Annotated in this window: 17 protein-coding genes and 1 pseudogene; 10 read left to right on the forward strand and 8 right to left on the reverse strand. The window is 63.0% G+C overall.

Annotated elements, in window-relative coordinates; translation table 11 throughout:
• Nucleotides 1-67: 67 nt before the first annotated feature.
• Both JVX98_RS22585 and JVX98_RS22590 read left to right on the forward strand, forming a co-directional pair.
• Nucleotides 68-727 (forward strand): YggS family pyridoxal phosphate-dependent enzyme, encoded by a 660-nt coding sequence (locus JVX98_RS22585; protein WP_192451475.1) that lies wholly within the window; start codon nucleotides 68-70, stop codon nucleotides 725-727.
• 112 nt (nucleotides 728-839) lie between these two features.
• Nucleotides 840-2747 (forward strand): AMP-binding protein, encoded by a 1908-nt coding sequence (locus JVX98_RS22590; RefSeq protein WP_205237470.1) that lies wholly within the window; start codon nucleotides 840-842, stop codon nucleotides 2745-2747.
• A 43-nt stretch (nucleotides 2748-2790) separates the two neighbouring features.
• Here JVX98_RS22590 and JVX98_RS22595 read toward each other — a convergent pair whose 3' ends face one another.
• On the reverse strand, nucleotides 2791-3660 hold the full coding sequence (locus tag JVX98_RS22595; protein WP_371826574.1) for a LysR substrate-binding domain-containing protein: 870 nt from the start codon (nucleotides 3658-3660) through the stop codon (nucleotides 2791-2793).
• A 139-nt stretch (nucleotides 3661-3799) separates the two neighbouring features.
• On the opposite strand from JVX98_RS22595, the gene JVX98_RS22600 reads away from it, so the two are divergent.
• On the forward strand, nucleotides 3800-4186 hold the full coding sequence (locus tag JVX98_RS22600; protein WP_205237471.1) for an ectoine synthase: 387 nt from the start codon (nucleotides 3800-3802) through the stop codon (nucleotides 4184-4186).
• Nucleotides 4187-4261: 75 nt separating this feature from the next.
• Here the strand turns inward: JVX98_RS22600 and JVX98_RS22605 are convergent, their stop codons facing one another.
• Nucleotides 4262-4963: a DUF1013 domain-containing protein gene (locus JVX98_RS22605; RefSeq protein WP_034800153.1), complete on the reverse strand. Its 702-nt coding sequence runs from the start codon at nucleotides 4961-4963 to the stop codon at nucleotides 4262-4264.
• A 227-nt stretch (nucleotides 4964-5190) separates the two neighbouring features.
• On the opposite strand from JVX98_RS22605, the gene acs reads away from it, so the two are divergent.
• Nucleotides 5191-7140: an acetate--CoA ligase gene (gene acs / locus JVX98_RS22610; RefSeq protein ID WP_192451471.1), complete on the forward strand. Its 1950-nt coding sequence runs from the start codon at nucleotides 5191-5193 to the stop codon at nucleotides 7138-7140.
• Between the two features lie 162 nt (nucleotides 7141-7302).
• On the opposite strand, the gene JVX98_RS22615 is transcribed toward acs, so the two are convergent.
• Entirely contained in the window at nucleotides 7303-7503 is a 201-nt protein-coding gene (locus tag JVX98_RS22615) for a DUF1674 domain-containing protein (RefSeq protein WP_043624199.1), read from the reverse strand.
• 125 nt (nucleotides 7504-7628) lie between these two features.
• Here JVX98_RS22615 and htpX point away from each other — a divergent pair, with 125 nt between their 5' ends.
• From htpX to purH, 4 genes are all read left to right on the forward strand, one after another.
• Entirely contained in the window at nucleotides 7629-8588 is a 960-nt protein-coding gene (htpX, locus tag JVX98_RS22620) for a zinc metalloprotease HtpX (RefSeq protein ID WP_192451470.1), read from the forward strand.
• Nucleotides 8588-10000: an RsmB/NOP family class I SAM-dependent RNA methyltransferase gene (locus tag JVX98_RS22625; RefSeq protein WP_192451469.1), complete on the forward strand. Its 1413-nt coding sequence runs from the start codon at nucleotides 8588-8590 to the stop codon at nucleotides 9998-10000. Before htpX ends, JVX98_RS22625 begins: the two co-directional genes overlap by 1 nt.
• Before the next feature lie 213 nt (nucleotides 10001-10213).
• Entirely contained in the window at nucleotides 10214-11899 is a 1686-nt protein-coding gene (locus tag JVX98_RS22630; RefSeq protein ID WP_192451468.1) for a heparinase II/III family protein, read from the forward strand.
• 223 nt (nucleotides 11900-12122) lie between these two features.
• The gene (purH, locus tag JVX98_RS22635) at nucleotides 12123-13733 is read left to right on the forward strand and encodes a bifunctional phosphoribosylaminoimidazolecarboxamide formyltransferase/IMP cyclohydrolase (RefSeq protein WP_205237472.1); all 1611 of its coding nucleotides are present in this window, start codon (nucleotides 12123-12125) and stop codon (nucleotides 13731-13733) included.
• A 56-nt stretch (nucleotides 13734-13789) separates the two neighbouring features.
• Here the strand turns inward: purH and JVX98_RS22640 are convergent, their stop codons facing one another.
• Nucleotides 13790-15217 carry an MFS transporter gene (locus tag JVX98_RS22640; protein WP_205237473.1) on the reverse strand — a complete coding sequence of 476 codons (1428 nt, stop codon included), beginning with the start codon at nucleotides 15215-15217 and terminating at the stop codon, nucleotides 13790-13792.
• 127 nt (nucleotides 15218-15344) lie between these two features.
• Nucleotides 15345-20138 (reverse strand): NAD-glutamate dehydrogenase, encoded by a 4794-nt coding sequence (locus tag JVX98_RS22645; protein WP_205237474.1) that lies wholly within the window; start codon nucleotides 20136-20138, stop codon nucleotides 15345-15347.
• Nucleotides 20139-20423: 285 nt separating this feature from the next.
• On the opposite strand from JVX98_RS22645, the pseudogene pdxY reads away from it, so the two are divergent.
• Together pdxY and JVX98_RS22655 are read left to right on the forward strand one after the other, a co-directional pair.
• Nucleotides 20424-21306, forward strand: a pseudogene (gene pdxY, locus JVX98_RS22650) (pyridoxal kinase PdxY).
• A gap of 128 nt (nucleotides 21307-21434) precedes the next feature.
• Entirely contained in the window at nucleotides 21435-22088 is a 654-nt protein-coding gene (locus JVX98_RS22655) for a carbonic anhydrase (RefSeq protein WP_043623742.1), read from the forward strand.
• A gap of 82 nt (nucleotides 22089-22170) precedes the next feature.
• Here JVX98_RS22655 and JVX98_RS22660 read toward each other — a convergent pair whose 3' ends face one another.
• From JVX98_RS22660 to JVX98_RS22670, 3 genes are all read right to left on the reverse strand, one after another.
• Nucleotides 22171-22992, reverse strand: a complete 822-nt coding sequence (locus JVX98_RS22660) for a lytic transglycosylase domain-containing protein (RefSeq protein ID WP_205237475.1) — start codon at nucleotides 22990-22992, stop codon at nucleotides 22171-22173.
• A 193-nt stretch (nucleotides 22993-23185) separates the two neighbouring features.
• Nucleotides 23186-24220, reverse strand: coding sequence for an aspartate-semialdehyde dehydrogenase (locus JVX98_RS22665; RefSeq protein WP_034800169.1), 1035 nt, complete (start codon nucleotides 24218-24220; stop codon nucleotides 23186-23188).
• Nucleotides 24221-24333: 113 nt separating this feature from the next.
• The gene (locus tag JVX98_RS22670; protein ID WP_192451535.1) at nucleotides 24334-24606 is read right to left on the reverse strand and encodes a hypothetical protein; all 273 of its coding nucleotides are present in this window, start codon (nucleotides 24604-24606) and stop codon (nucleotides 24334-24336) included.
• Nucleotides 24607-24621: the final 15 nt, after the last annotated feature.

Genomic DNA, 24621 nt, shown 5'->3' on the forward strand with positions numbered 1-24621 from the left:
AATCGGCTCAACTTTGCCTAAGCCGCTCGGTCAGTGGTTTGGAAATCCCGTGTCGGAGAGCAGGTCCATGGAAGTTCAAGAGCGGTTGCAGGATGTCGTGAGCCGGATTCAGGCGGCGGAGAAGTCCGCTGGTCGCGCCAAAGGCGGCGTCACGCTTGTGGCTGTTTCCAAGACCTTCGACGCTGATGCCATCCGCCCGGTGATCGCGGCCGGGCAGCGGGTGTTCGGCGAGAACCGCGTGCAAGAAGCGCAGGGCAAGTGGCCGGAGCTGAAGGCCGAGACGCCCGGTCTCGAACTGCACCTGATCGGCCCGCTGCAGTCGAACAAGGCGTCGGAAGCCGTCGCGCTGTTCGATGTCATCGAGACGGTCGATCGCGAGAAGATCGCCCGCGCGCTCGCGGCCGAAATGCAGAAGCAGGGCCGAACGCTCAGGCTCTATGTGCAGGTCAACACCGGATTGGAGCCGCAGAAGGCCGGCATTGCGCCGGACGAGACCGCCGCCTTCGTGGAACTCTGCCGCGGCGAGCTGGGCCTTTCGATCGAGGGGCTGATGTGCATTCCGCCGGTCGAGGAAAATCCCGGTCCGCACTTTGCTCTGCTCGCCAAGCTGGCTGCTGCCTGCAAGCTCGAGAAGCTGTCGATGGGCATGTCTGGCGATTTCGAGACGGCTGTCCAGTTCGGCGCCACCGGCGTTCGCGTCGGTTCGGCCATTTTCGGCGCACGCTGAGGTCATCTCGTCACATACCGCTTTCGTCGGGGTTCCCCTCGTCTCTCATTAGCCTATCCTTGTGCAAGAGGAGGCCGGACATGTCCGGCAACATGCGCAGGGAGGAACGGACATGGCGAGCAGCTATGCCGAAGTGTACGCGGGCTGGAAAGCGGACCCGCAGAGTTTCTGGTCCAATGCCGCCGATACGATCGACTGGTTTGAAAGACCGGCACGGGCGTTCGATGCGGACGCCGGCATCTATGGGCACTGGTTCGCCGATGGCGTTACCAATACCTGCTACAACTGCCTGGATCGCCATGTGGCCGCGGGCCGTGGCGAGCAGATCGCCTTTATCTATGACAGCCCCGTCACCGGGCGGGTGGAGCGCATCTCCTACGCATCTCTGCTCGCCGACGTAGCGGCTCTTGCCGCCGCCTACCGCAAGCTGGGGGTCGGCAAGGGCGACCGGATCATCATCTACATGCCGATGATCCCGCAGGCGGCGGTTGCGATGCTCGCGGCTGCGCGCATTGGCGCTGTGCATTCCGTGGTCTTCGGCGGCTTTGCCGCCAATGAGCTCGCCGTACGCATCGACGATTGCCAGGCGAAGCTGATCGTGTCCGCAAGCTGCGGTATCGAGCCCGGTCGTACTGTCGCCTACAAGCCGCTGCTGGATGCGGCGCTCGACATCGCAACCCACAAGCCGGCCCATTGCCTTGTCTTCCAGCGCGAGATGGCGGAAGCCGCCATGACAGAGGGACGCGACATCGATTTCGCGTCGGCGCTCGCCGCGGCGAAAGAGGCGGGGGAAGGAACCGAATGCGTGCCGGTCGCCTCGACCGATCCGCTCTATGTGCTCTACACCTCGGGCACGACCGGCCAGCCCAAGGGGGTGGTGCGCGACAATGGCGGCCACATGGTCGCGCTCAAATGGTCCATGGAGAACTTCTTCGGCGTGCAGCCGGGTGAAGTCTTCTGGGCCGCGTCGGACATCGGCTGGGTCGTCGGCCATTCCTACATCGTCTACGGCCCGCTCCTGAACGGCAGCACGTCGATCCTGTTCGAAGGCAAGCCGGTCGGCACGCCGGACCCCGGAACCTATTGGCGCATCATCGCCGAGCACGGCGTCGTGGTGATGTTCACCGCGCCGACGGCGCTCAGGGCGATCCGCAAGGAGGATCCGGAGGCCTCTCACGTTCGCCGATACGACCTGTCGAAGTTCCGCGCCTTGTTTCTGGCCGGTGAACGGGCGGATCCCGACACGATCCACTGGGCCGAGAAGGCGCTTGGCGTGCCCGTCATCGATCATTGGTGGCAGACGGAAACCGGATGGCCTGTGGCGGGAAATCCCATGGGACTCGGCCTTCTGCCGGTAAAATACGGTTCGCCGGCCGTTCCGCTACCGGGATACGACGTCCAGATCCTCGACGATGCCGGACATCCGGTGACAGCCGGTACGCTCGGCAACGTGGTCGTGAAGCTGCCGCTTCCGCCCGGATGCCTGCCGACGCTCTGGAATGCAGACCACCGGTTCCGCGTGGCCTATCTCGACGAGTTTCCCGGCTACTACAAGACTGCCGATGCCGGCTATCTCGATGAGGATGGCTATATCTTCATCATGGCGCGAACGGACGACATCATCAATGTGGCAGGCCATCGCCTCTCCACCGGAGCGATGGAGGAGGTCTGCTCGAGCCACCCCGATGTTGCCGAATGTGCCGTCATCGGTATTGCCGACGATTTGAAAGGCCAGATCCCGGCCGGCTTCCTCGTCATCAACTCCAATATTTCCCGTGAAACGTCGGAGATCGAACGCGAAGTCATCAGCCTCGTGCGCGAACGCATCGGACCGGTTGCCGCCTTCCGGCTGGCGATCTGCGTCAAGCGGCTGCCGAAGACGCGGTCGGGCAAGATCTTGCGCGCCACGATCCAGAAGATCGCCGACCGTCAGCCCTGGAAAATGCCGGCGACGATCGATGATCCTGTCATCCTCGACGAAATCACCGTCGCTCTGCATGGGCGAGGCATCGGCGTCTAGTGATTGCTAAGCCGGCTCATGAATTTGCGCAGTGCACGCCGCATTAGGTGTGCACGACCGCGGCAAACCAATCACTGAAACTGGCTGCGCTCTTTGAGCGTGTGACTTTGGTGATCAGGAAGTAGCTTTCGTCCTCCAGGGTGGCGATATTGGACAGGATCACCAGGTCTCCGTTGTCGATTTCGCGCCGGAAGACTTCGACCGGGCAAAGCGCCACACCATGGCCGGCAATGACTGCCGTTGCCAAAAGGTTGAAGTCCTGAAACACAGGGCCACGCAACGTCTGCGCGGCCTCCTGCCCTGCCCTTGCCAGCCAATCGCGCCAGCGTGACGTCGTTTCGTCGTGCAACAGATCGGCTGACGCGATCGCCTGCGGTGACGTCAGCGCGCCTTTTCGTTCGAGATAGCGAGGGCTCGCAACCGGACGGTTGATGCGGGAGAACAGCCGGTCGGAACGAGTTCCTTCGCTCTTGTCGGCCCCGAGTGTGATGAGGACGTCGCAGCCGGTTTGCCGCAATTGCTGCTCGGCCATCGCATAGACGACCTTGACGTCCACCTCCGGGTGACGGTGCAGGAATTCGCCGAGCGCCGGGATCAGCCAGCGCGTGGCGATCGAGGGTATGCAGGCAACGCTCACCTGCGCCTTGGCGTTCAGTCGCAGCAGTTCCGTTTCCGCAGCGATGCGCTCCAATGCCGATGTCAATACCGCGGCCAGGTTCTCGGCCTCTGGCGCCAGCCTGACCCCACGCTTCTCGCGCACGAAGAGCGGTCTGCCGAACCACTCCTCCAACAGCCGGATCTGGTGACTGATGGCCGCGTGCGTCACATGTAGCTCGTCGCCAGCGCGGGAGAAGCTCGCCAGACGCGCCGCGGCTTCGAAGGCGCGCAGCATGCCGAGTGGTGGCAACATCATCTGTAAGCGTTCCTCATCAATGCCTTGAGGAAAGGTCGTTTGATTGGTCACCATTGTCAACGGATACTGGGCCTACCACCGGATTGGGAGAGAGTTTCCTGTCCGTAGACATTAGAAATCCTTACAGATGGAGAGACCTATGTTCGTGCGCAGCCTGCAGCAGATCGAAGATACCGACCATTTTGTCGAATGGGGCAGCGGGACCAGCCACCGGCTGCTGACCGAGCGGGATGGCATGGGTTTCACTGTCTGCCACACGGTCGTTCGTGCCGGAACGGTATCGTTGCTCGAGTACCGAAACCATCTGGAGGCGTGTTACTGCATTGCCGGCCATGGCGAGGTCGAGGACATGCAGGGCAAGGTCTTCCCGATCAACAAGGGCGATATCTACGTGCTCGACCAGCACGACAAGCATTTCCTGCGCGGCGGCAAGGACGAAGACCTGATCCTCGTCAGCATCTTCAATCCGCCTCTCAAGGGGACCGAGCGGCACAATCTCAACGATCCGTCCGGCTCGGCCTACTGAACTCGTTGCCGAGCACCGACCAACAAAAAAGCCCGGATCGAAGATCCGGGCTTTTTTCATTGGGCTGGACGGCGATCAGTACTGATCGTCTTCGTCCTCGTCCTTGCGGTCCGACTTCAGCGACTTGAGCTTGGCGAAGACGGCATCGGCGTCGATTTCCTTCTCTTCTTCGCGCTCGTAGCTGAAGCCCAGTTTTTCGGTTTCCTGGGCCGATTCCAGCGTCTGGCCGAGTTCGGCAGCCGTCGGCAGCGGACGGCCCTTGGAAGCGCGTTCGACTTCGAGGTCGAGGTCGATCTGCGAGCAGAGGCCGAGGGTTACCGGGTCCATCGGCGTCAGGTTGGCGGAGTTCCAGTGGGTGCGCTCGCGGATCTGTTCGATCGTCGACTTGGTGGTGCCGACGAGACGCGAGATCTGCGCGTCCTTGAGTTCCGGATGGTTGCGAACCAGCCACAGAATGGCATTCGGGCGATCCTGGCGCTTGGAAACCGGGGTGTAGCGCGGGCCCTTGCGCTTGCTATCAGGTACGCGAACCTTCGGCTCGGACAGCTTCAGCTTGTGGTTGGGGTTGCCTTCGGCGCGGGCGATCTCGTCGCGCGAAAGCTGACCGGTCGCGATCGGGTCGAGGCCCTTGATGCCCTGCGCGGATTCACCGTCGGCGATCGCCTTCACTTCGAGCGGGTGCAGCTTGCAGAACTGCGCGATCTGGTCGAAGGACAGCGCGGTATTGTCAACCAGCCAGACGGCGGTCGCCTTGGGCATAAGCAGTTGCTGAGCCATGGATATAGTCCTTTTGTCCGCCGCGCCGGTGTCGCGGGCCGTGGAGTCTACCACTGATTTCCGGGAAATGTGGGCCTCTATACCGTCGTTGTCGCGAAATTGCAATTCTTCAGTTCCAAATGTCCTTTTGTCTAATTGCGGCGGGCATTTGACCTGCTATGAATGTGCGCGAAACGGGGGAGCCCTAGGAGGGGCGAACCGCACTAGGAATGCGTAGGGAGGAAAATATGTCCGCCAAAATCTATCCGGTGTTGAAGTCTGCCAAGAGCCGGACGCTGCTTGATAACGCCACATACCTGAAGTGGTACGAAGAGAGCGTTTCCGATCCGGCAAAGTTCTGGGGCAAGCACGGCAAACGGATCGATTGGTTCAAGCCCTATACCAAGGTCAAGAACACATCCTTCAAGGGGAAGGTCTCGATCAAGTGGTATGAAGACGGCCTTACCAACGTCTCCTACAACTGTATCGACCGCCACCTGAAGACGCATGGCGAAAAGACCGCCATCATCTGGGAAGGCGACAATCCCTATATCGACAAGAAGATCACCTACAACCAGCTCTACGAGCAGGTCTGCCGCCTTGCCAACGTCCTGAAGAAGCATGGCGTCAAGAAGGGTGACCGCGTCACCATCTACATGCCGATGATCCCGGAAGCATCCTATGCGATGCTTGCCTGCGCCCGCATCGGCGCCATCCATTCTGTCGTCTTCGGCGGCTTCTCGCCGGACGCACTTGCCGGCCGTATCGTCGACTGTGAGTCCACCTTCGTCATCACCTGCGACGAGGGCGTTCGCGGCGGCAAGCCGGTCCCGCTCAAGGAAAACACCGATACGGCGATCGACATCGCGGCCAAGCAGCATGTCATCGTCAACAAGGTTCTGGTCGTGCGCCGAACCGGCGGCAAGACCGCCTGGGCACCGGGCCGTGACCTCTGGTACCACCAGGAAATCGCGACGGTGAAGCCGCATTGCGAGCCGGCGAAGATGAAGGCGGAAGATCCGCTGTTCATCCTCTATACCTCGGGTTCGACCGGCAAGCCGAAGGGCGTGTTGCACACGACCGGCGGCTACCTCGTCTATGCGTCGATGACGCACGAATATGTTTTCGACTATCGCGACGGCGAGGTTTACTGGTGCACCGCCGACGTCGGCTGGGTCACCGGTCACTCCTATATCGTCTACGGTCCGCTCGCGAATGCGGCGACCACCGTGATGTTTGAAGGGGTGCCGAATTTCCCGGATGCCGGGCGTTTCTGGGAAGTGGTCGACAAGCACAAGGTCAACGTCTTCTACACGGCGCCGACGGCGATCCGCTCGCTGATGGGCGCCGGCGACGACTTCGTCAAGCGTGCCTCGCGCTCGTCGCTTCGCCTGCTCGGTTCGGTCGGCGAGCCGATCAACCCGGAAGCCTGGGAGTGGTATTACAATGTCGTCGGCGAGCAGAAGTCGCCGATCGTCGATACCTGGTGGCAGACGGAAACCGGCGGCATTCTGATCACGCCGCTCCCGGGTGCGACAGACCTCAAGCCGGGTTCGGCTACGCGGCCGTTCTTCGGCGTTCAGCCGCAGCTTGTCGACAATGAAGGCAACGTGCTCGAGGGCGCTGCCGACGGCAACCTCTGCATCATCGACAGCTGGCCGGGCCAGATGCGCACGATCTATGGCGATCACGCGCGTTTCGGCCAGACCTACTTTGCCACCTACAAGGGCAAGTATTTCACTGGTGACGGCTGCCGCCGCGATGAAGACGGCTACTACTGGATCACCGGCCGGGTCGACGACGTCTTGAACGTGTCGGGCCACCGTCTCGGCACGGCCGAAGTGGAATCGGCGCTCGTGTCGCACCACCTCGTCTCGGAAGCGGCCGTCGTTGGCTATCCGCACCCGATCAAGGGCCAGGGCATCTATTGCTATGTCTCGCTGATGGCTGGTGAAATCGGCAACGAAGAACTGCGCGCCGCCCTGGTGAAGCATGTCCGTTCGGAAATCGGCCCGATCGCCACGCCGGACAAGATCCAGTTCGCTCCGGGCCTGCCGAAGACCCGCTCGGGCAAGATCATGCGCCGCATCCTGCGCAAGATCGCCGAGGATGATTTCGGCGCGCTCGGCGATACCTCGACGCTCGCGGATCCGGCCGTCGTCGACGATCTGATCGCCAATCGGCAGAACAAGGCCTGACCTTGAAAACCGCCGCGCGTCTATCGGACGCGCGGCGGTCTCCAATCGTCGCAGACGATGTAAGAATTTCTAAGCCGCCAATGCGGCACCCATTCCGGCCGCCCAACAATTTCGTGAGCCGGATTCAGATCGTCTTTTCAGGCGCGGGCGCCCGACCCGAACTTAGAAGTCGATAGCGCGACCCTTGATCTCCCAGTCGCCGTAGCGGGCCGGATCTTCGCCCCCGCGCCCGCCGATCTCCGGCGGCAGCTCTTTCTTGATCTCCGCCTGACGCCGCTCTTCCGCTTCCTTCAGCGCCCGCACGGCGGCAGGCGGCAGCGGCTTCTTCGGGCGGTCGGCGGCGTTGTCATTGTCGTTCTGCATCTGAACGGTATCCGGATTCGAGCATCAATATTGAAGAATTGGGTGTTTGCACCCATCATATAGGATGCCGTTCCCCGTACGGGAACCCTGATTCACGTGAAACGTCGACGACCCGGAGCCTTCTGATGAACCTTGTCCGCACCGCCATGCTGCTTGCAGTCATGACCGCCCTGTTCATGGCGGTAGGCTTCGCCATCGGCGGACGCGGTGGCATGATGATCGCCTTCGTCATGGCCGCAGGCATGAACTTCTTCTCCTACTGGAACTCCGACAAGATGGTGCTGCGCATGTACCGCGCGCAGGAGGTCGATGAGCGCAGCGCGCCGGAATATTACGGCATCGTTCGCGATCTCGCGCGCAATGCCGGGCTGCCGATGCCGCGTGTCTATGTGATCGACAGCCCGCAGCCGAACGCGTTTGCCACCGGCCGCAATCCGGAGAATGCTGCGGTCGCCGCTTCGACCGGCTTGCTTCACGCTCTCAACTATGACGAGGTCGCCGGCGTGATGGCGCATGAACTCGCCCACGTACAGAACCGCGACACCTTGACGATGACGCTGACGGCCACCCTTGCCGGCGCGATCTCGATGCTCGGCAACTTTGCCTTCTTCTTCAGCGGCAACCGTGAAAACAACAATCCGCTCGGCTTCATCGGCACGCTGGTGGCGATGATCGTGGCGCCGATGGCGGCGATGCTGGTGCAGATGGCGATCAGCCGGACGCGCGAATACTCGGCCGATCGTCGCGGCGCCGAGATTTGCGGCAGGCCGCTGGCGCTCGCTTCGGCGCTGCAGAAGATCGCAGGCGCCGCCCATCAGATCCACAACGACGATGCCGAGCGCAACCCGGCTACAGCGCATATGTTCATCATCAATCCGCTCTCCGGCGAGCGCATGGACAACCTGTTTTCGACCCATCCGAACACCGAAAACCGCATCGCTGCCCTGCAGCAGATGGCCCAGGAGATGTCTTCGGTCTCGACGCCGCCGGTTCGGGCTGATAATCCCGTGCGCAAATCGCGCTCTGTTCCCTCTACCGGTTGGGGTCGCGGTGGTTCCGAACCGCCCAAAGGTCCCTGGTCCTGATGTCCGCAGAAAACAACAACGATTCACGTCCGAAACGATCGCACCGCAACGGTGGCGCAGCAAAGTCGAAGAAGCCTGCCCCGGCGCCGCGTGGTCCGGAGAAGCCTGGCCTGAGAGCGCGTCAGGCCGCCGCGAAGATCCTGGCGGCCGTTATCGACCGCAAGACGTCGCTCGACGGCATGCTCGACAGCGAGCACGGCAACCCGGCCTATCGCGAGCTGAATGAAGCCGACCGCGCCCTGGTCCGGGCAATTCTCAATTCCGCCCTTCGCCATCTGCCGCGCGTGCAGGCTGCGATCAACTCGCTGCTGCAGACGCCCTTGCCGGAGGGTGCGCGGGCGCTCGACCACGTGCTTGCCGTGGCGGCGGCACAGATCCTCTATTTGGACGTGCCTGATCATTCCGCTGTCGATCTCGCTGTCGAACAGGCACAGAACGATCCGCGTAACCGCCGTTTCGCCAATCTCGTGAACGCCGTGCTGCGGCGACTGTCGCGTGAAAAGGATGCCGTTCTCGAAAGCACGCGCCACATTCCGGCGATGCCGGAATGGTTCTTCGAGCGCCTCATTGTCCACTACGGCGCAGCGGCGGCCGAGAAGATCGCCGAGGCACAGCTGACGCCGGCGGCGATCGATCTTTCCGTCAAGTCCGAGCCTGCGGCTTGGGCCGAGCGGCTTGGTGGCACAGTCTTACCGACCGGCTCTGTGCGGCTCGGCGCATTCTCCGGCTCGATTCCTTCCTTAGCCGGATTCAATGATGGTGCTTGGTGGGTTCAGGACGCGGCCGCATCGATCCCGGCGCGGCTCTTCGGCGACCTTAAGGGCAAGCGGACCGTCGATCTCTGCGCCGCACCCGGCGGCAAGACCGCCCAGCTCATCCTCGCCGGCGCCGAAGTGACGGCGCTCGACCAGTCCGGTAGCCGCTTGCGTCGACTGAAGGGCAATCTCAAGCGGCTTGGGCTCGAAGCCGAGACCACGGAAGTCAACATGGCGGACTTCCAGCCGGAGACGCTGTTCGATGCCGCCCTGCTCGACGCCCCCTGCTCTTCGACCGGCACGACCCGCCGTCACCCTGACGTGCTGTGGACCAAGGGACCGGAAGACATCGAAAAGCTCGCCGACCTGCAGGAGCGGCTGCTTCGTCATGCGCTGACGGTGGTCAAGCCCGGCGGCACGGTCGTCTTCTCCAATTGCTCCCTCGACCCGCGCGAAGGTGAAGAGGTCGTTTCTCGGGTCATCGGTTCTGGCGAAAGCTACGAGCGGGTGCCGATTTCCGCCGCCGACTGGCCGGGGCTCGAGGACGCGATCACGCCGATCGGCGAAATGCGGACGACGCCTGCCATGCTGCCACTCGATGCTCCGTTTTCGAGTGGCCTCGATGGTTTCTACGCAGCGGTGATTCGCCGCAAATAACAGCGCAAACTCGCATTTCAGCGCTTGGAACTGGGCCTCAAGGCCCTGTTCCACCGCATCATTTGACGCTTTCGACCGGGAAGCCTATCAAAGATGGCAGGATTGATAAAAGTTTAATGGTCTTCGCGGCACCATGCGGGCGCTGGCGCGAGGTCCTGGCCGGCTCCGATGACGTGAGCGATCGTGCCAGAGATGAGGTAACCGGCGGCGTTGATGTTGTTTTCCGGCAGGCGAAGGCTTTCTTACCTGTATGTGCGTGAAGGCTGGCGCCGTGTGTCGCGTCGCCTGTCGATCGGGCGCGTCTCCACGCTGCGCTTCACCGGCTCCACCCCCAATCGTCTGATTGTTGCGCCGACGGATCTCAGGGCCGTCGATCCCTTTGTCGCGGAAGAGATTCTTGCCGGGCGTTTCCCGCTTGCCGGCCGCGTGCTCGACACGGAGGGCGAGTCGCCGTTCGAGATCGATCTGCCGTCGCGCGAATTTGCCGCCCGGCTGCATTCCTTCGGCTGGCTGCGACACCTGCGGGCGATCCGCGAGGACGCAGGCTTCGTCCGGCTACGGCAGATCGTCGACGACTGGATCGGCACCCATGGACGCGATCTCGGCGGCGTTGCCTGGGATGCGGATATCATGGCGCAGCGCATCATCGCCTGGCTTTCCCATTCGCCCGTCGTGCTGCGCAATGCCGAACATGGCTTCTACCGACGCTTCCTCAAGAGCCTGGCGCTGCAGGTACGCTATCTCCGGCATATCGCCGATACGGTGCGCGACGGCGAGCAGAGGCTTCGGGTGCGGCTTGCGCTTGCCATGGCGTCGGTTTCCATGCCGGCATCGCCCAGCGCCATCCGCAAGGCATCGCGCCACCTCGATCTCGAACTCGACCGGCAGATCCTGCCCGACGGCAGCCACTTCTCGCGCAGCCCGCGCGCCGGCCTCGAACTGCTGCTGGACCTGCTGCCGCTCCGCCAGACCTACGTCAATCTCGGCCATGACGTGCCGTCGCGCCTCATTCCCTGCATCGACCGGATGTACCCGGCCCTGCGCTTCTTCCGGCATCAAGGTGGTGAGTTGGCGCTGTTCAATGGCGCTACCTCGGTTCTGGCGCATGAACTGGCGTCGGTGCTGCGTTATGACGAGACGGCTGGCGAACCCTTCCGCTCGCTGCCCCACGCCCACTATGAACGTATGGCGATGGAAAACACCGTCGTGATCATGGATACCGGCCGGCCGCTTTCGGTCGACCTGTCGCGTAGCGCCCATGCCGGTTGCCTATCCTTCGAAATGTCCTCGGGCAAGACGCGCTTCGTCGTCAATTCCGGTGCGCCGAAGTTTGCCGGGGAGCGTTTCCGCCAGATGGCGCGGATGACGGCTGCCCATTCGACCGTGACGGTCAACGACACCTCGTCATCACGCTTCTCGCAGTCGCGCTTTCTCGGACCGATCATGACGTCGGGCGTCAGACAAGTGACTGCGGCTCGCAAGGACGAGGCGGGCGGGCTCGAGTCGGTGACGGCAAGCCATGACGGCTACCTTTCCGCCTTCGGCCTCGTTCACGAGCGTGGCATCGGTGTCCTGAACGGCGGCCGCATGATCCGCGGCCGCGACCGGCTGTCGCGCGCCGACGGCAGCGACCCTGAGGCAGGCGATACGGGGGTTGCCGTAGCACGATTCCACATTCACCCCGCGGTCGCCATTCGCCAGAACAGCGCGCGCGAGATCTTCCTGACGGCGCCCGACGGCGAGATCTGGCTGTTTGCTTGCCAAGACGGGGACCTTGCGGTCGAGGAGGATATCTTCTTTGCCGATCCCTCGGGTATCCGGGCCTCGCAGCAGCTGACGGTGACCTTTGCGATCGCGCAGCAGCCGGAGATCCAGTGGACGTTTTCACGCGCCAACTGAGCCTTCCGTCTTGAGATCGGGTGCGCCCGAGAAAGCGCCTCAGGTTTTCCGGTCACGTTTCAGGAACGGTCGCATTCATGAATTTGGATCGATCCGATCCAAATTCATCGCGATCTTCAGGCCGCGCGAGGTTCCTTCGCCCGGCAAGCTATGCTAACGGGCAGCCATCTCAACCGCCGGAGCTTCCTCCCGGGGCGTCCGGCGCCGCCAAAGGAGCATGGTTGTGGCTGTCGCCTCCAAGAAAATCCCCGCCCCGAACGAGGTTACGGTCCGCACCGCCCTCCTCTCCGTCTCCGACAAGACGGGTGTCGTCGAGCTCGCGCGCGCTCTTAACGAGAAGGGCATCCGGCTCGTTTCGACGGGCGGCACGCACAAGGCGCTCTCCGAGGCCGGCCTGCCGGTGAGCGACGTTTCCGAGCTGACCGGTTTCCCCGAGGTCATGGACGGCCGCGTGAAGACGCTGCATCCGGGCGTTCACGGCGGCCTCCTGGCGATCCGCGACGATTCGGATCACGTTGCCGCCATGTCGACGCACGGCATCACCGCCATCGATCTTGCGATTATCAACCTCTATCCCTTCGAGGAAGTCCGGGCCAAGGGCGGCGACTACCCGACAACCGTCGAAAACATCGATATCGGCGGTCCGGCCATGATCCGCGCTTCGGCCAAGAACCATGCCTATGTGACGATCGTCACCGATCCGGCCGACTATCCGGTGCTGCTCGAAGAGCTTGCCTCCGGCAAGACGACCTACGCCTTCCGCCAGAAGATGGCCGCCAAGGCCTATGCCCGCACCGCGGCTTACGACGCCGCCATTTCCAACTGGTTTGCCGAAGCGCTCGACACACCGATGCCGCGCCACCGGGTGATCGGCGGCGTCTTGAAGGAAGAGATGCGCTACGGCGAGAACCCGCACCAGAAGGCGGGCTTCTATCTGACCGGCGAGAACCGCCCGGGTGTCGCTACCGCGACGCTGCTGCAGGGCAAGCAGCTCTCTTACAACAACATCAACGACACGGATGCGGCCTTCGAGCTGGTGGCCGAGTTCCTGCCCGAGAAGGCACCGGCTGTCGCCATCATTAAGCACGCCAACCCTTGCGGCGTCGCGACTGCTCCGACGCTCGCCGAAGCCTATCGCCGGGCGCTTGCCTGCGATTCCACCTCGGCCTTCGGCGGCATCATCGCGCTCAATCAGGAACTCGACGCGGAGACGGCCGAAGAGATCGTCAAGCTCTTCACCGAAGTGATCATCGCGCCTGCTGTCAGCGACGCGGCCAAGGCCGTGATTGCCCGCAAGCCGAACCTGCGTCTGCTTGCGACCGGTGGCCTGCCGGATCCGCGCATTCCGGGTCTTGCCGCAAAGACCGTCTCGGGCGGTCTGCTCGTGCAGACGCGCGACAACGGCATGGTCGAGGATCTCGAACTCAAGGTCGTCACCAAGCGCGCGCCGACGCCCCAGGAACTCGAAGACATGAAGTTCGCCTTCAAGGTGGCCAAGCACGTGAAGTCGAATGCGATCGTTTATGCCAAGGACGGCCAGACGGCCGGCATCGGCGCCGGCCAGATGAGCCGTGTCGATTCCGCCCGCATCGCCGCGATCAAGGCCGAAGAAGCCGCAAAGGCGCTGGGCCTTGCAACGCCGCTCACGAAGGGTTCGGCTGTCGCCTCCGAAGCCTTCCTGCCGTTTGCCGACGGTCTGCTCTCGGCGATCGCCGCGGGTGCTACGGCCGTCATCCAGCCGGGCGGCTCCATGCGTGACGAAGAGGTGATTGCGGCTGCGAACGAGCATGGCGTCGCCATGGTCTTCACCGGCATGCGCCACTTCCGCCACTAAGATCGTCGGGGCGGGCGCTGGGCGTCTGTCCGGAATTGGCCGCTAAGGCCCAACAGTCAGAAGCCGTCGCTTCCCCAGGACGCGGCGGCTTTTTTGCGACCGTCATCGGCCGGATAGGGCGTGCGCAGAAGGATCAGCAGGCCGATCACCAGAAAAGCAATCAGCGCCATCATGCCGATCCGTGCCGAGCCGGTGGCAAGCGTGATCGTGGCAACGGTTGCGGGGGCGAGGAACGAGGTGGCCCGGCCGGACAGCGCATAGAGGCCGAAGTAGCGACCGGCCTCGTCGAGGCTGACGCTGCGGGCGAGGTAGGAGCGCGACGAGGCCTGAACGGGGCCGAAGGCGACACCGACGAGCAGGCCGTAGAGAATGTAAGCCTTTTCGGCGGCCGTGCCGAACAGGCCGCCGGTATCTTCCATCGACAGCGGCAGCAGCCCAAAGAGCGTGAAGCCGGGGCCCGTCGAGACGATGCCGATCGTGGCAATCGTCAGGCAGATCAGGCTGGCGGTGACGATCACCTTGGAGCCAAGGTGCGCATCCAGCCAGCTGGCGCAGAGGCAGCCGCCGATCGCGACGACGTTGAGAATGATGCCGTAGACGCCGAGCTCCAGGGTCTGCCAGGCGAACATCGCGGCCGCGAAGGTGCCGCCGAGCGCCAGCAGACCATTGACGCCGTCCTGGAAGACCATGCGCGCGATCAGGAAGCGCAGGATCCCACGCCTTTCTCGAAGCTCGACGAGCGTGCCCTTGAGCTCCCTGAGGCCAGTGACGGTTGCCTTACCGAGCGACATCGCCGCCTTGGTGGCATCGGGCGTGAACAGGAACATCGGCAGGATAAAGACGAGGTACCAGACGGCGGAGATCGGGCCGGTGATGCGCGCATCCTCGCCCTCAGCCGGATCGAGGCCGAACAATGGGTCGATGCCAAGGGCCGTCTTGCCGCTCTCTGGACTTCCGGCAAGCAGCGCCACCACGGCGATCAGCACGATCATGCCGCCGAGATAGCCGAGCCCCCAGGCGATGTTGGAAATGCGCCCCACGTCCTTCTCCGCCACCAGCCGGGGCATCATCGAATCGTTGAAGACGATCGAGAATTCGGCTGCAACCGTCGCAAGGATCATGAAGATCGCCGGATAGAGAATCGGCGAGCCGGGGGCCGCGAACCAGAGCATAGCCAGCGATCCGATCTTGATGACGGCGAAGAAGGCGATCCAGGGCTTGCGCGGCCCGGTGGCGTCGGCGATCGAGCCAAGCACCGGCGAAAGCACCGCGATGACGATGCCCGAAACGGTGAGTGTGTAGCCCCACATCGCCTGGCCGACCGCATGGTCCTCCGTCAGCCGCGATACGAAATAGGGGCCGAAGATGAAGGTGGTGATGACGGTGAAGAAGGGCTGCGCCGCCCAATCGAACAGCATCCAGCCGGCAATGCCCGCACGGGACGTGCGTGGCTGGTCTTCAGTCCTCTCGGCCGAAATCTGCAAAGTCCCCTCCCGAAACGACTGCGCCGCGCGTCCCCTCGAACGCGCGGCGCAGCCTATCTTCAATTGAACCGATTCCAAAAGGTCTGGAACCGGATGCGGGCGAAAAAACTGCCCGCATTTTTGTCCGTTACTTCGCCCTGCCGCGTGCCAGGTCGTTGAGCAGACCGGCAGCGACGGTGATCTTGGCAAGCGTGGTTTCACCCTTCTCGGTCAGAAGGCGCAGCTGGCCGGTCGCCTGGGCGACGCGAACGCGTTCGTTCTCTTCCCAGGCGGCAACCGGATTGCGCTCCTTCTTCTGCTCGCGCAGGGCCGCCGCGGTGATATCGCGCCGGGCAGCGGCGATATCGGAGACGGCGCGAGACAGTGCCATGGCCTCGAACTGCTCGGTTGCCGGAACCCGATCGGATGCCGCCAGCAGGCGGTTGATGCGCAGCGTGTCGGTGATGGCGAAGTAGCCCTGCGCCGTGCGGCTCAGCGTCTCGCCGGTTTCAGCGGCGATCTGCATGATCTCGGGCACCAGCGTCATCAGCGCCAGTTCCGAGATTTCCTCGGCGAGCTTGGCGGGGACGCCGCCCTCGACGAAGGCTGCGGTCTTCAACCGAGCTTCTTCGGCGCTTTCGCCGGAGACTGCAGTGCGCATGGTCGCGCGCAGCTTCTGCAGGCCATCGCCGAGGCGTGACACGGCCTCGGAGACCGAGCCGGTCGCCGCATGGGTGCGCAGCGTCCGCTCGGTGACGAGCGTGAAGATGCGGCCCACTTCCTGGTAGAGGATGTTCTGCAGGCCGCCGCCGATCTTGTTGTCGAGCGCGTCGATCTCGTCATAGATCCGCGGCAGGTCGAAGCCGTCGAGCGCCAGCACGGCCGCCTTGACGACGTCGGCCGAGAGGAAACCGGTGGCGTCCGTCAGGGTCGAAACGAAGGCCGGACCACCGCGGTTGATGACCTCGTTGGCGAGGATCGTCGCGATGATTTCCCGGCGCAGGCGGTGGCCGTGGATGTCGCCGGCATAGGCCTTGCGCATCTTGCCCGGGAAATAGCGCTCGAGCGTTGCCGTGAAGTACGGATCGTCGGGCAGCTCGCTTGCAATCAGCTCATCGAAGAGAACGAGCTTGGAATAGGAGAGCAGCACCCCGATTTCCGGGCGGGTCAAAGGCTTGCCCGCCTGGTAACGCTCGGTCATCGCCTGGTCGGTCGGCAGCGTCTCGACCTTGCGGTTGAGATGGCCGTCGGCCTCGAGGCGAGTCATGAGCCGGCCCAGTGTCGTGCGGTTGCCAAGCCCCTGCATGGCGGTCAGCGAGATCGCCAGCGACTGCTCGTAGTTGTTGCGCAGCACCAGGTGGCCCACTTCCTCGGTCATCGAGGCGAGCAGCGTGTTGCGCTTCGGACGGGTCAGGCGACCGTCGCGCATGGCGGAGGCAAGCGCGATCTTGATGTTGACCTCGACGTCGGACGAGTTGACGCCCGCCGAGTTGTCGATGGCATCCGAGTTGCAGCGGCCGCCGTTGAGGCCGAAGCCGATGCGACCCTTCTGGGTAACGCCGAGGTTGGCGCCCTCGCCGATAACACGGGCGCGGACCTCTTCGGCTGCCACGCGAATGGCGTCGTTGGCGCGGTCGCCGACTTCGGCGTCCGTTTCGTTGCTGCCGCGCACATAGGTGCCGATGCCGCCGAACCAGAGCAGGTCGACCTGGCTCTTCAGGATCGCGTTCATGATCTCGAAGGGCGTTGCCTTGTGCTTGTCGAGGCCGATGGCGGCCATCGCCTCAGGCGTCAGCGTCACCGACTTTTCGGCACGCGAGATGATCATCGCGCCGTCCGAAAGCGTCTTGCGGTCATAGTCCTGCCAGCTCGAACGCGGCAGGTCGAACATGCGCTTGCGCTCGGCAAAGGAGGCATCGATATCCGGCGACGGATCGATGAAGATGTCGCGGTGATCGAAGGCGGCGATCAGGCGGATCTTTTCGGAGAGCAGCATGCCGTTGCCGAAGACGTCGCCCGACATGTCGCCGACGCCGGCAACGGTGAAGGGCGTCGTCTGGATATCGATGTCCATCTCGCGGAAGTGTCGCTTGACGGTTTCCCAGGCGCCGCGGGCGGTGATGCCCATCTTCTTGTGGTCGTAACCGGCCGAACCGCCCGATGCGAAGGCGTCGTCGAGCCAGAAGCCTGCTTCCTGCGCCAGGCCGTTGGCCGTGTCGGAGAAGGTCGCAGTGCCCTTGTCGGCGGCCACGACGAAGTAGGGATCGTCGCCGTCATGGCGTTGCGTGTCGGCCGGCGGTACGACGTCCTGGCCGACGATGTTGTCGGTGACCGACAGAAGCGTGCGGATGAAGGTCTTGTAGGCTTCGGTACCGGCCTTGAAGACCTCGTCGCGGGTGCCGCCCACCGGAAGCAGCTTCGGATAGAAGCCGCCCTTGGCGCCAACGGGCACGATAACGGCGTTCTTCACCTGCTGCGCCTTGACGAGGCCGAGCACTTCCGTGCGGTAGTCCTGGGCGCGGTCCGACCAGCGAAGGCCGCCGCGGGCGACCTTGCCGAAGCGCAGGTGCACGCCCTCGACCTCGGTGCCGTAGACGAAGATTTCGCGGAACGGATGCGGTTCCGGTAGGCCGTCGAGCTGCTTCGGGTCCAGCTTGAAGGCGAGGACCGCGCGCGGCTTGCCGTCGGCGTCATGCTGGAAGTAGTTGGTCCGGAGCGTTGCTTCGATCGCGTTGACGTAGCGTCGCAGAATCCGGTCCTCGTCGAGGCTCGGAACGGCCGAGAGCGCGTCCTCGATCGCCGACAGCAGCGCGTTGCACTTCTTGGCGCGCGGCTTTTCCTCGAGCTTCGGATCCATGCGGGTCACGAACAGCTTGAAGATGTCGGCGGCAATCGCCGGATACTTGTTCAGCGTGTCGGCGATATAGCCCTGCGAGTAGGTGATGCCGGCCTGGCGCAGATAGCGGGCATAGGCGCGCAACACCGTCACCTCACGGGCGTTGAGGCCCGCAAGCAGGACCAGCCGGTTGAAGTTGTCGTCCTCGGTCGTGCCGTTCCAGGCGGCCAGGAACGCTTCTTCGAGCGCCGGTCCGGATTTTTCAAGGTTCAGCGCGTGGCCGTCACGGTGGATGAGCTCCATGTCGTGGAGCACGACCTTGCGCTTCTCTTCGCCGTGGGCGTTGACGCCGATGTCGTAGGTCTGTTCGCTGATCACTCGGAAGCCGAGGTTTTCAAGCAAGGGCACGCGGCGCGACAGCGACACGGGTTCGCTGGCGTGGAAGATCTTGAGCTCGGCGGTATCGGGCCGCGAAACGGTACGGGGATAGTGATAGAACTCGATCCGGATCGGATCCGGGCCCTTGCAGGCGGCGATATCTGCCAGATCGGCATAGGCTTCAGCCGGCGTGAAGAACGACTGGTAGGCGTTGTCGACATCGAGTTCGATGCCGTCCTTGCGGGCAAGCAGGTCGAACCGGTCGATCCAGCGGGTGACGATGCCGCGAACCGCCTCTTCGAGCTTTGCCTGCGGAATGCGCGGCGTCTTGCCGGCGGAGCGGCCGATAATGAAGTGGACGCGGGCAAGGCCGCCTTCCGGGAAAGCCGGGTAGTAGGCGGAGACGCGACCGTCATAGACCGTCTTCAAATAGTCGCCGATCTTCTCGCGAACATCCGAATCGTACTGCTCGCGCGGCACGAAGACGATGACCGAGACGAAGCGGTCGAAATGGTCGATACGCGGCAACACGCGGATGCGCGGCCGATCGCCGAGCTCGTTGATTTGTTCGCAGAAGGCGGCAAGCAGGCCGACATCGATCTGGAACAGGTCGTCGCGCGGATAGGATTCCAGCGTGTTGGCCAGCATCTTGCCGGAATGGCTTTGCGGATCATAACCGAAGTGATCGACGATCTTTTCGATCTTGTGGCGCAGAAGCGGAATTTCAGCCGCCTGGCGGGTGTAGGCCGAGGAGGTGAACAGGCCGACGATGCGCAACTCGCCAGCGACGTTGCCATCGGCGTCGAAGCGCTTGACGCCGATGTAGTCCATGTAGGCGCGGCGATGCACGACCGACTTGACGTTGGCCTTGGTGACGATCAGGAAATCGGGGCCATCGAGGAAGGCGAGAATTTCAGGTGTGGTCAGCACCGCGTCCTTGCCCTGGCGCAGAACGCGCACATCCGGGTTGGAGAGGATGCCGAGGCCCCTGCCCTTGCCGCGTTCGACGGCTGCCTTCTCGCCCTTGCCCGAGTAGGTGTATTCGCGCATGCCGAGGAAGGTGAAGTTGTTGTCTCGCAGCCAGCGAAGGAAGGCGAGCGCCTCGTCGCGGTCGCTCTTCTTGCGCGTCGCGTTGTAGGTTTCGAGTTCCGACATGGCCTGATCGAGCAAGGTCGTCATCGCCGGCCAGTCGTGCACGGTCTGGTGGACCTGCTCCAGCACGTCGCGGATGCGGTTGCTGAGCTGCTCCGCCTCGACGGGCGCAAGCTTGGTCAGGTGGATCTGGATATGGCTGACGCGGTGCGACGGATCGCTTTCCTCTTCCGGATCGAAGAGCTTTGCCGGCTTGCCCGGTTCCTTGACCAGGATGGGATGGATCGCGAGGTGAATGTCACGGTGGGTGCTGGTGATTTCCCCCATGACCGAGTCATAGAGGAACGGCATGTTGCGTTCGGTTACGGCGATGACCGATACCTCGGTACCACCCGGCACGATGCCGGCGACGGCTTCGACCGAAACCTGCGGCTTGCCGCCATCCCAGCGGGCGAGTTCACGAGCCGCATGGGCTGCGGTCAGCGCCAGCATGTCCGCCGAATAGAGATCGAGGTCATCGTTGCTGGCTCCACCGAAGAGGATCTCCGGCGCCAGCGCCTCGACGCCCAGTTTGATGGCGGCCGCCTTCGCTGCGTCGATGTGTCTGTCCCGCTTCGGATTGTATTTCACGCCCATGAAGTCTCTCCCATTCATGATAGGCCAAACCCTATCAGAACCATGGCTAATGGCGACCGCTTTTTACGCTGATTTCGGCAAAATCGAGCCCAAAATCGGAGAATTTCACGTGAAAACAGCTTAAATCCATTTAAATCGAAGGTAATTTCGCGAAAATTGCTCGAAAATCGAAGAAAAAGCACGAAAACGCCAGAGGCTTCTCCGGAGCCTATCTGCCATCGGCTGTTGACAGGGCGGTGACAGTCGGGTGAACAGAGTTTCGAGATCGTAGGATTGGACTGGTCGATGCCCGAAATGCCCTCCCTGCCCGGCGCCGTCATCGTCATCTCGAGCCATGTCGTGCGCGGCAAGGTGGGCAACAGGGCCGTGGTCTTCGCGCTGGAGACCCTGGGGCATCCGGTCTGGGCCCTGCCGACCGTCATCCTCCCCTGGCATCCGGGTCATGGCCCCTCGACGCGGATCGCCATTTCCGATCAGGATTTCGGGGCGGTGATCGATGACCTTATTGCAGCACCCTGGGCCGGAGAGGTGCGCGCCGTGCTTTCGGGCTACCTCGGCTCGGCGGGACAGGCGGAAGCCGTGGCGCGGCTGGTGACGGCGCTGAAGGAGCGCGATCCCAAGCTGATCTATGCCTGCGACCCCGTGGTCGGCGATGCCGGCGGTCTCTATGTGCCGGAAACCACGGCGGTTGCCATTCGCGACCGCCTGCTGCCGCTTGCAAATCTTGCGACCCCCGAACCGCTACGAGCTCGCCTGGCTCGCTGGCGCGACGCTGGAGACGAACACGGCGATCCTCGACGCGGCGCTCGGCCTCGGTCCGGCCCGCGTGCTGGTCACGTCCGCCGTACCGATGATGAGCGGCGGGACCGGCAATCTCTTTCTTTCGGGCAACCACGCGCTGCTTGCCGAACATCGTCTGGTCGAAAACCCGCCGAACGGCACGGGTGACCTGTTGGCGGCGGTGTTTCTCGCCCGGATCCTTGAAGGACTTTCAGAGGAACGCGCCTTGCAGATGGCGACGGCGAGCGTATTTGAGATCATCGCGCGGAGCGTCAAGCGCGGCGCAGATGAATTGACCATCGAGCAGGACGCGTCGAGCCTCTCGACGCCCATGGCGATGGTGCAGATGCGCCGGCTGGTTCATCCGAATCAGATGCGGCGCAAGTGAAGAAGCTGTTCACGGACCGCCACCCTATGGCATCGTGGATTGAATTTTAGATCGCGATCATTTTCATGACGGAGGTGCGGGTGGGCGAAAGCCGGCCATGCCGCCTTGAAGCACGAGCGGAGCAATCGATGGACAAGCAGCAGCAGCGTTTTCCGGACTATCTTCTGAACGGCTACCACAATTTCATGAACGGTCGCTTCAGCGAACAGCAGAAACGCTACAAGGCGCTGGCGGAAACCGGGCAAAAGCCGAAGACAATGGTCATTGCCTGTTGCGACTCGCGCGCTGCGCCGGAAACGATCTTCGACAGCGGCCCTGGCGAACTCTTTGTCGTGCGCAACGTCGCCAATCTCATGCCGCCCTACGAGCCGGATGGGCACTACCACTCGACTTCGGCGGCGCTGGAGTTCGCCGTACAGTCGCTGCGCGTCAGCGACATCGTCGTCATGGGCCACGGCCGCTGCGGTGGTATCAAGGCGGCACTCGATCCGGATGCCGAGCCGCTGTCGCCGGGCGATTTCATCGGACGCTGGATGCATCTTCTGAAGCCCTCGGCCGAGCAGATCCAGAGCAATGACGTGATGACTCAGGCTGAGCGCCAGCGCGCGCTCGAGCGGGTTTCGATCCGCAACTCGCTTGCCAATCTGCGCACGTTCCCATGCGTCCAGATCCTCGAGGCCAAAGGCAAGCTCCACCTGCATGGCGCCTGGTTCGACATCTCGACCGGCGAACTCTGGGTGATGGACCCGGTTACCGGCGACTTCTCCCGCCCGGGAATGTAATCGATCAGCAAAAAGGCCCGGCTCTTCCGAACCGGGCCTTTTGTCTGTTTGGAACGACTAAGTGTTCCGAAAGACGCAAATCCTAGAGACCGTCGATCTCGGCGCCGATGATGGCGATCGCCTGCTGGTAGACGGTTGCCGCATTCCAGCCCTGGATCGCGGCGAAGTTCGCCTGACCCTGCTGATAGCCGGCGCCCGGCTGCCAGCCATGGCCGCGCAGGAAGTTGGCGGTGGACGCCAGCGCGTCGGCCTTGGAGCGAACCATGTCGACATGGCCGTTGCCGTCGCCATCGACGCCGTATTTCAGGACGTTGGCGGGCAGGAACTGGGTCTGGCCGATTTCGCCGTGGGCGGCGCCCCGCGCATCCGGGCTCAGGTCGCCGCGCTGCACGAGCTGCAGGGCCGCATAAAGCTGGTTGGTGAAGTAGTCCGAGCGACGGCAGTCATAGGCGAGCGTCGAAACGGCCGAGAGCGTGTGCTCCTTGCCCATGAAGCCGCCGAAACCGGTTTCCATGCCCCAGATGGCGATCAGCGGGCCGGCCGGTACGCCGTAGCGCCGCTCGATGCTGGCAAAAAGGGCAGCGTTCTGCTGCTTCATCTTTTTGCCGCGGGAAATGATCACCTGGCCGCCACGCTTCTGCATGAACTGGTCCAGCGACAGCTTGAAGCTCTTCTGGCCGCGGTCGGCGCGGATCGTCGCCTTGTTGTAGGAGACGCCGGAGAGTGCACGGTCGAGCACCTGCGGGCTGATGCCGCTGCCGGAAGCCTGCCGCTTAAAGTTCTGAACCCAGGCTTCAAAGCCGCTTCCGTCATTGCCGCATTGGGCGGCAGATGCCACCGCCGGAAAAACTGCAGTCGAAATCAGGGCAACAAGCCCCACTGCTGCGCACTTCGCCCTGTGCATGAAATACCCCGTCATAGCCCGAATCTCGTTGCTCTTAAAAATGCCAGCCTTCGCCGGCCGTGTCACCTCCCGCAAGCGGCAGGTAACTTTATCGTGGTTTCACGTGAATCCGGGAAGGATCAGCCCCTCGTGAAACAGGAAACCCGCCAGGCCCGAAAGAGCCTGGCGGGAGTGAATGGTTCTAGTGCCGTTTTCAGGCAGCCTGCTTGCGCGGCTTGATCAGGCCACGGTTGACCAGGAGCTCGGCAATCTGGATGGCGTTGAGAGCAGCGCCCTTGCGCAGGTTGTCGGAGACGACCCACAGGTTGAGGCCGTTCTCGACGGTCGCGTCCTCGCGGATTCGCGAGATGTAAGTCGCATCTTCGCCGGCGCATTCGTAAGGGGTGACGTAGCCGCCGTTCTCGTGCTTGTCGACGACCAGGCAACCCGGCGCTTCGCGCAGGATGTCGCGCGCTTCGTCGGCGGTGATCTCGTTTTCGAACTCGATGTTGACCGATTCCGAATGGCCGATGAAGACGGGAACGCGCACCGCCGTGCAGGTCACCTTGATCTTCGGGTCGAGCATCTTCTTGGTTTCGGCCAGAACCTTCCACTCTTCCTTCGTGTAGCCGTCTTCCATGAACACGTCGATGTGCGGAATGACGTTGAAGGCGATGCGCTTGGTGAACTTCTTCGATTCGATCGGATCGGCGACGAAGACGGCGCGGGTCTGGTTGAAGAGTTCGTCCATGCCGTCCTTGCCGGCGCCGGAAACCGACTGGTAGGTCGAGACGACGACGCGCTTGATCTTGGCGTGGTCGTGCAGCGGCTTCAGCGCGACGACGAGCTGGGCGGTCGAGCAATTCGGGTTGGCGATGATGTTCTTCTTGGTGAACTGCGCGATCGCGTCCGGGTTCACTTCCGGAACGATCAGCGGCACTTCGGCGTCGTAGCGCCAGGCCGAGGAGTTGTCGATGACGACGCAGCCCTGCTGGCCGATCTTCGGCGAATACTTCAGCGATACGGCGCCGCCGGCCGACATCAGGCAGATATCGGTGTCGGAGAAGTCGTAGTTTTCGAGGTTCTTGACCTTGAGGGTCTTGTCGCCGAAGGAAACTTCGGTGCCCTGGGAGCGGGCGGAAGCGAGGGCGACCACTTCATCCGCGGGAAAGCCGCGTTCGGAAAGGATGTTCAGCATCTCCCGGCCGACATTGCCGGTGGCGCCTGCGACTGCAATCTTGAAACCCATGATCTAAGCTCTCTTTTCTGTCTCTCCTCGTCGGGTGAGGGGGAAACCGCGCGACCTGCCGCGAGGGTTCCTGTCCCCGGCCAAACCGGGGAGAGAGCGGAGGGCCAGAGACGTCAGACGGTTTTCGTCGTCGTTTTGGCCGTTGTTTTGCAAGCGAACGAAAAATCGACATCCTGCCCCGCGGCAAGAGCCGGCAGGATCAAAGCAGCGATGGCTGGACCGATCGGTCGCATGGTGGTGATTTCCTCGTTCGTCGCTGCTCTTACGCGGTTTTGGGGAAGAGTCAAGACATTGCCGCGCGCCGGCACGCTCCCCGCCCTGCCCGCGATCGATCGCCGCATTAGACGAAAGTCATAAGCCGAAAGCATCTCTGCCTGTGATGACACTTTTCTGACATCCTC

This window comes from Ensifer sp. PDNC004 (assembly GCF_016919405.1).
GTDB lineage: Bacteria > Pseudomonadota > Alphaproteobacteria > Rhizobiales > Rhizobiaceae > Ensifer.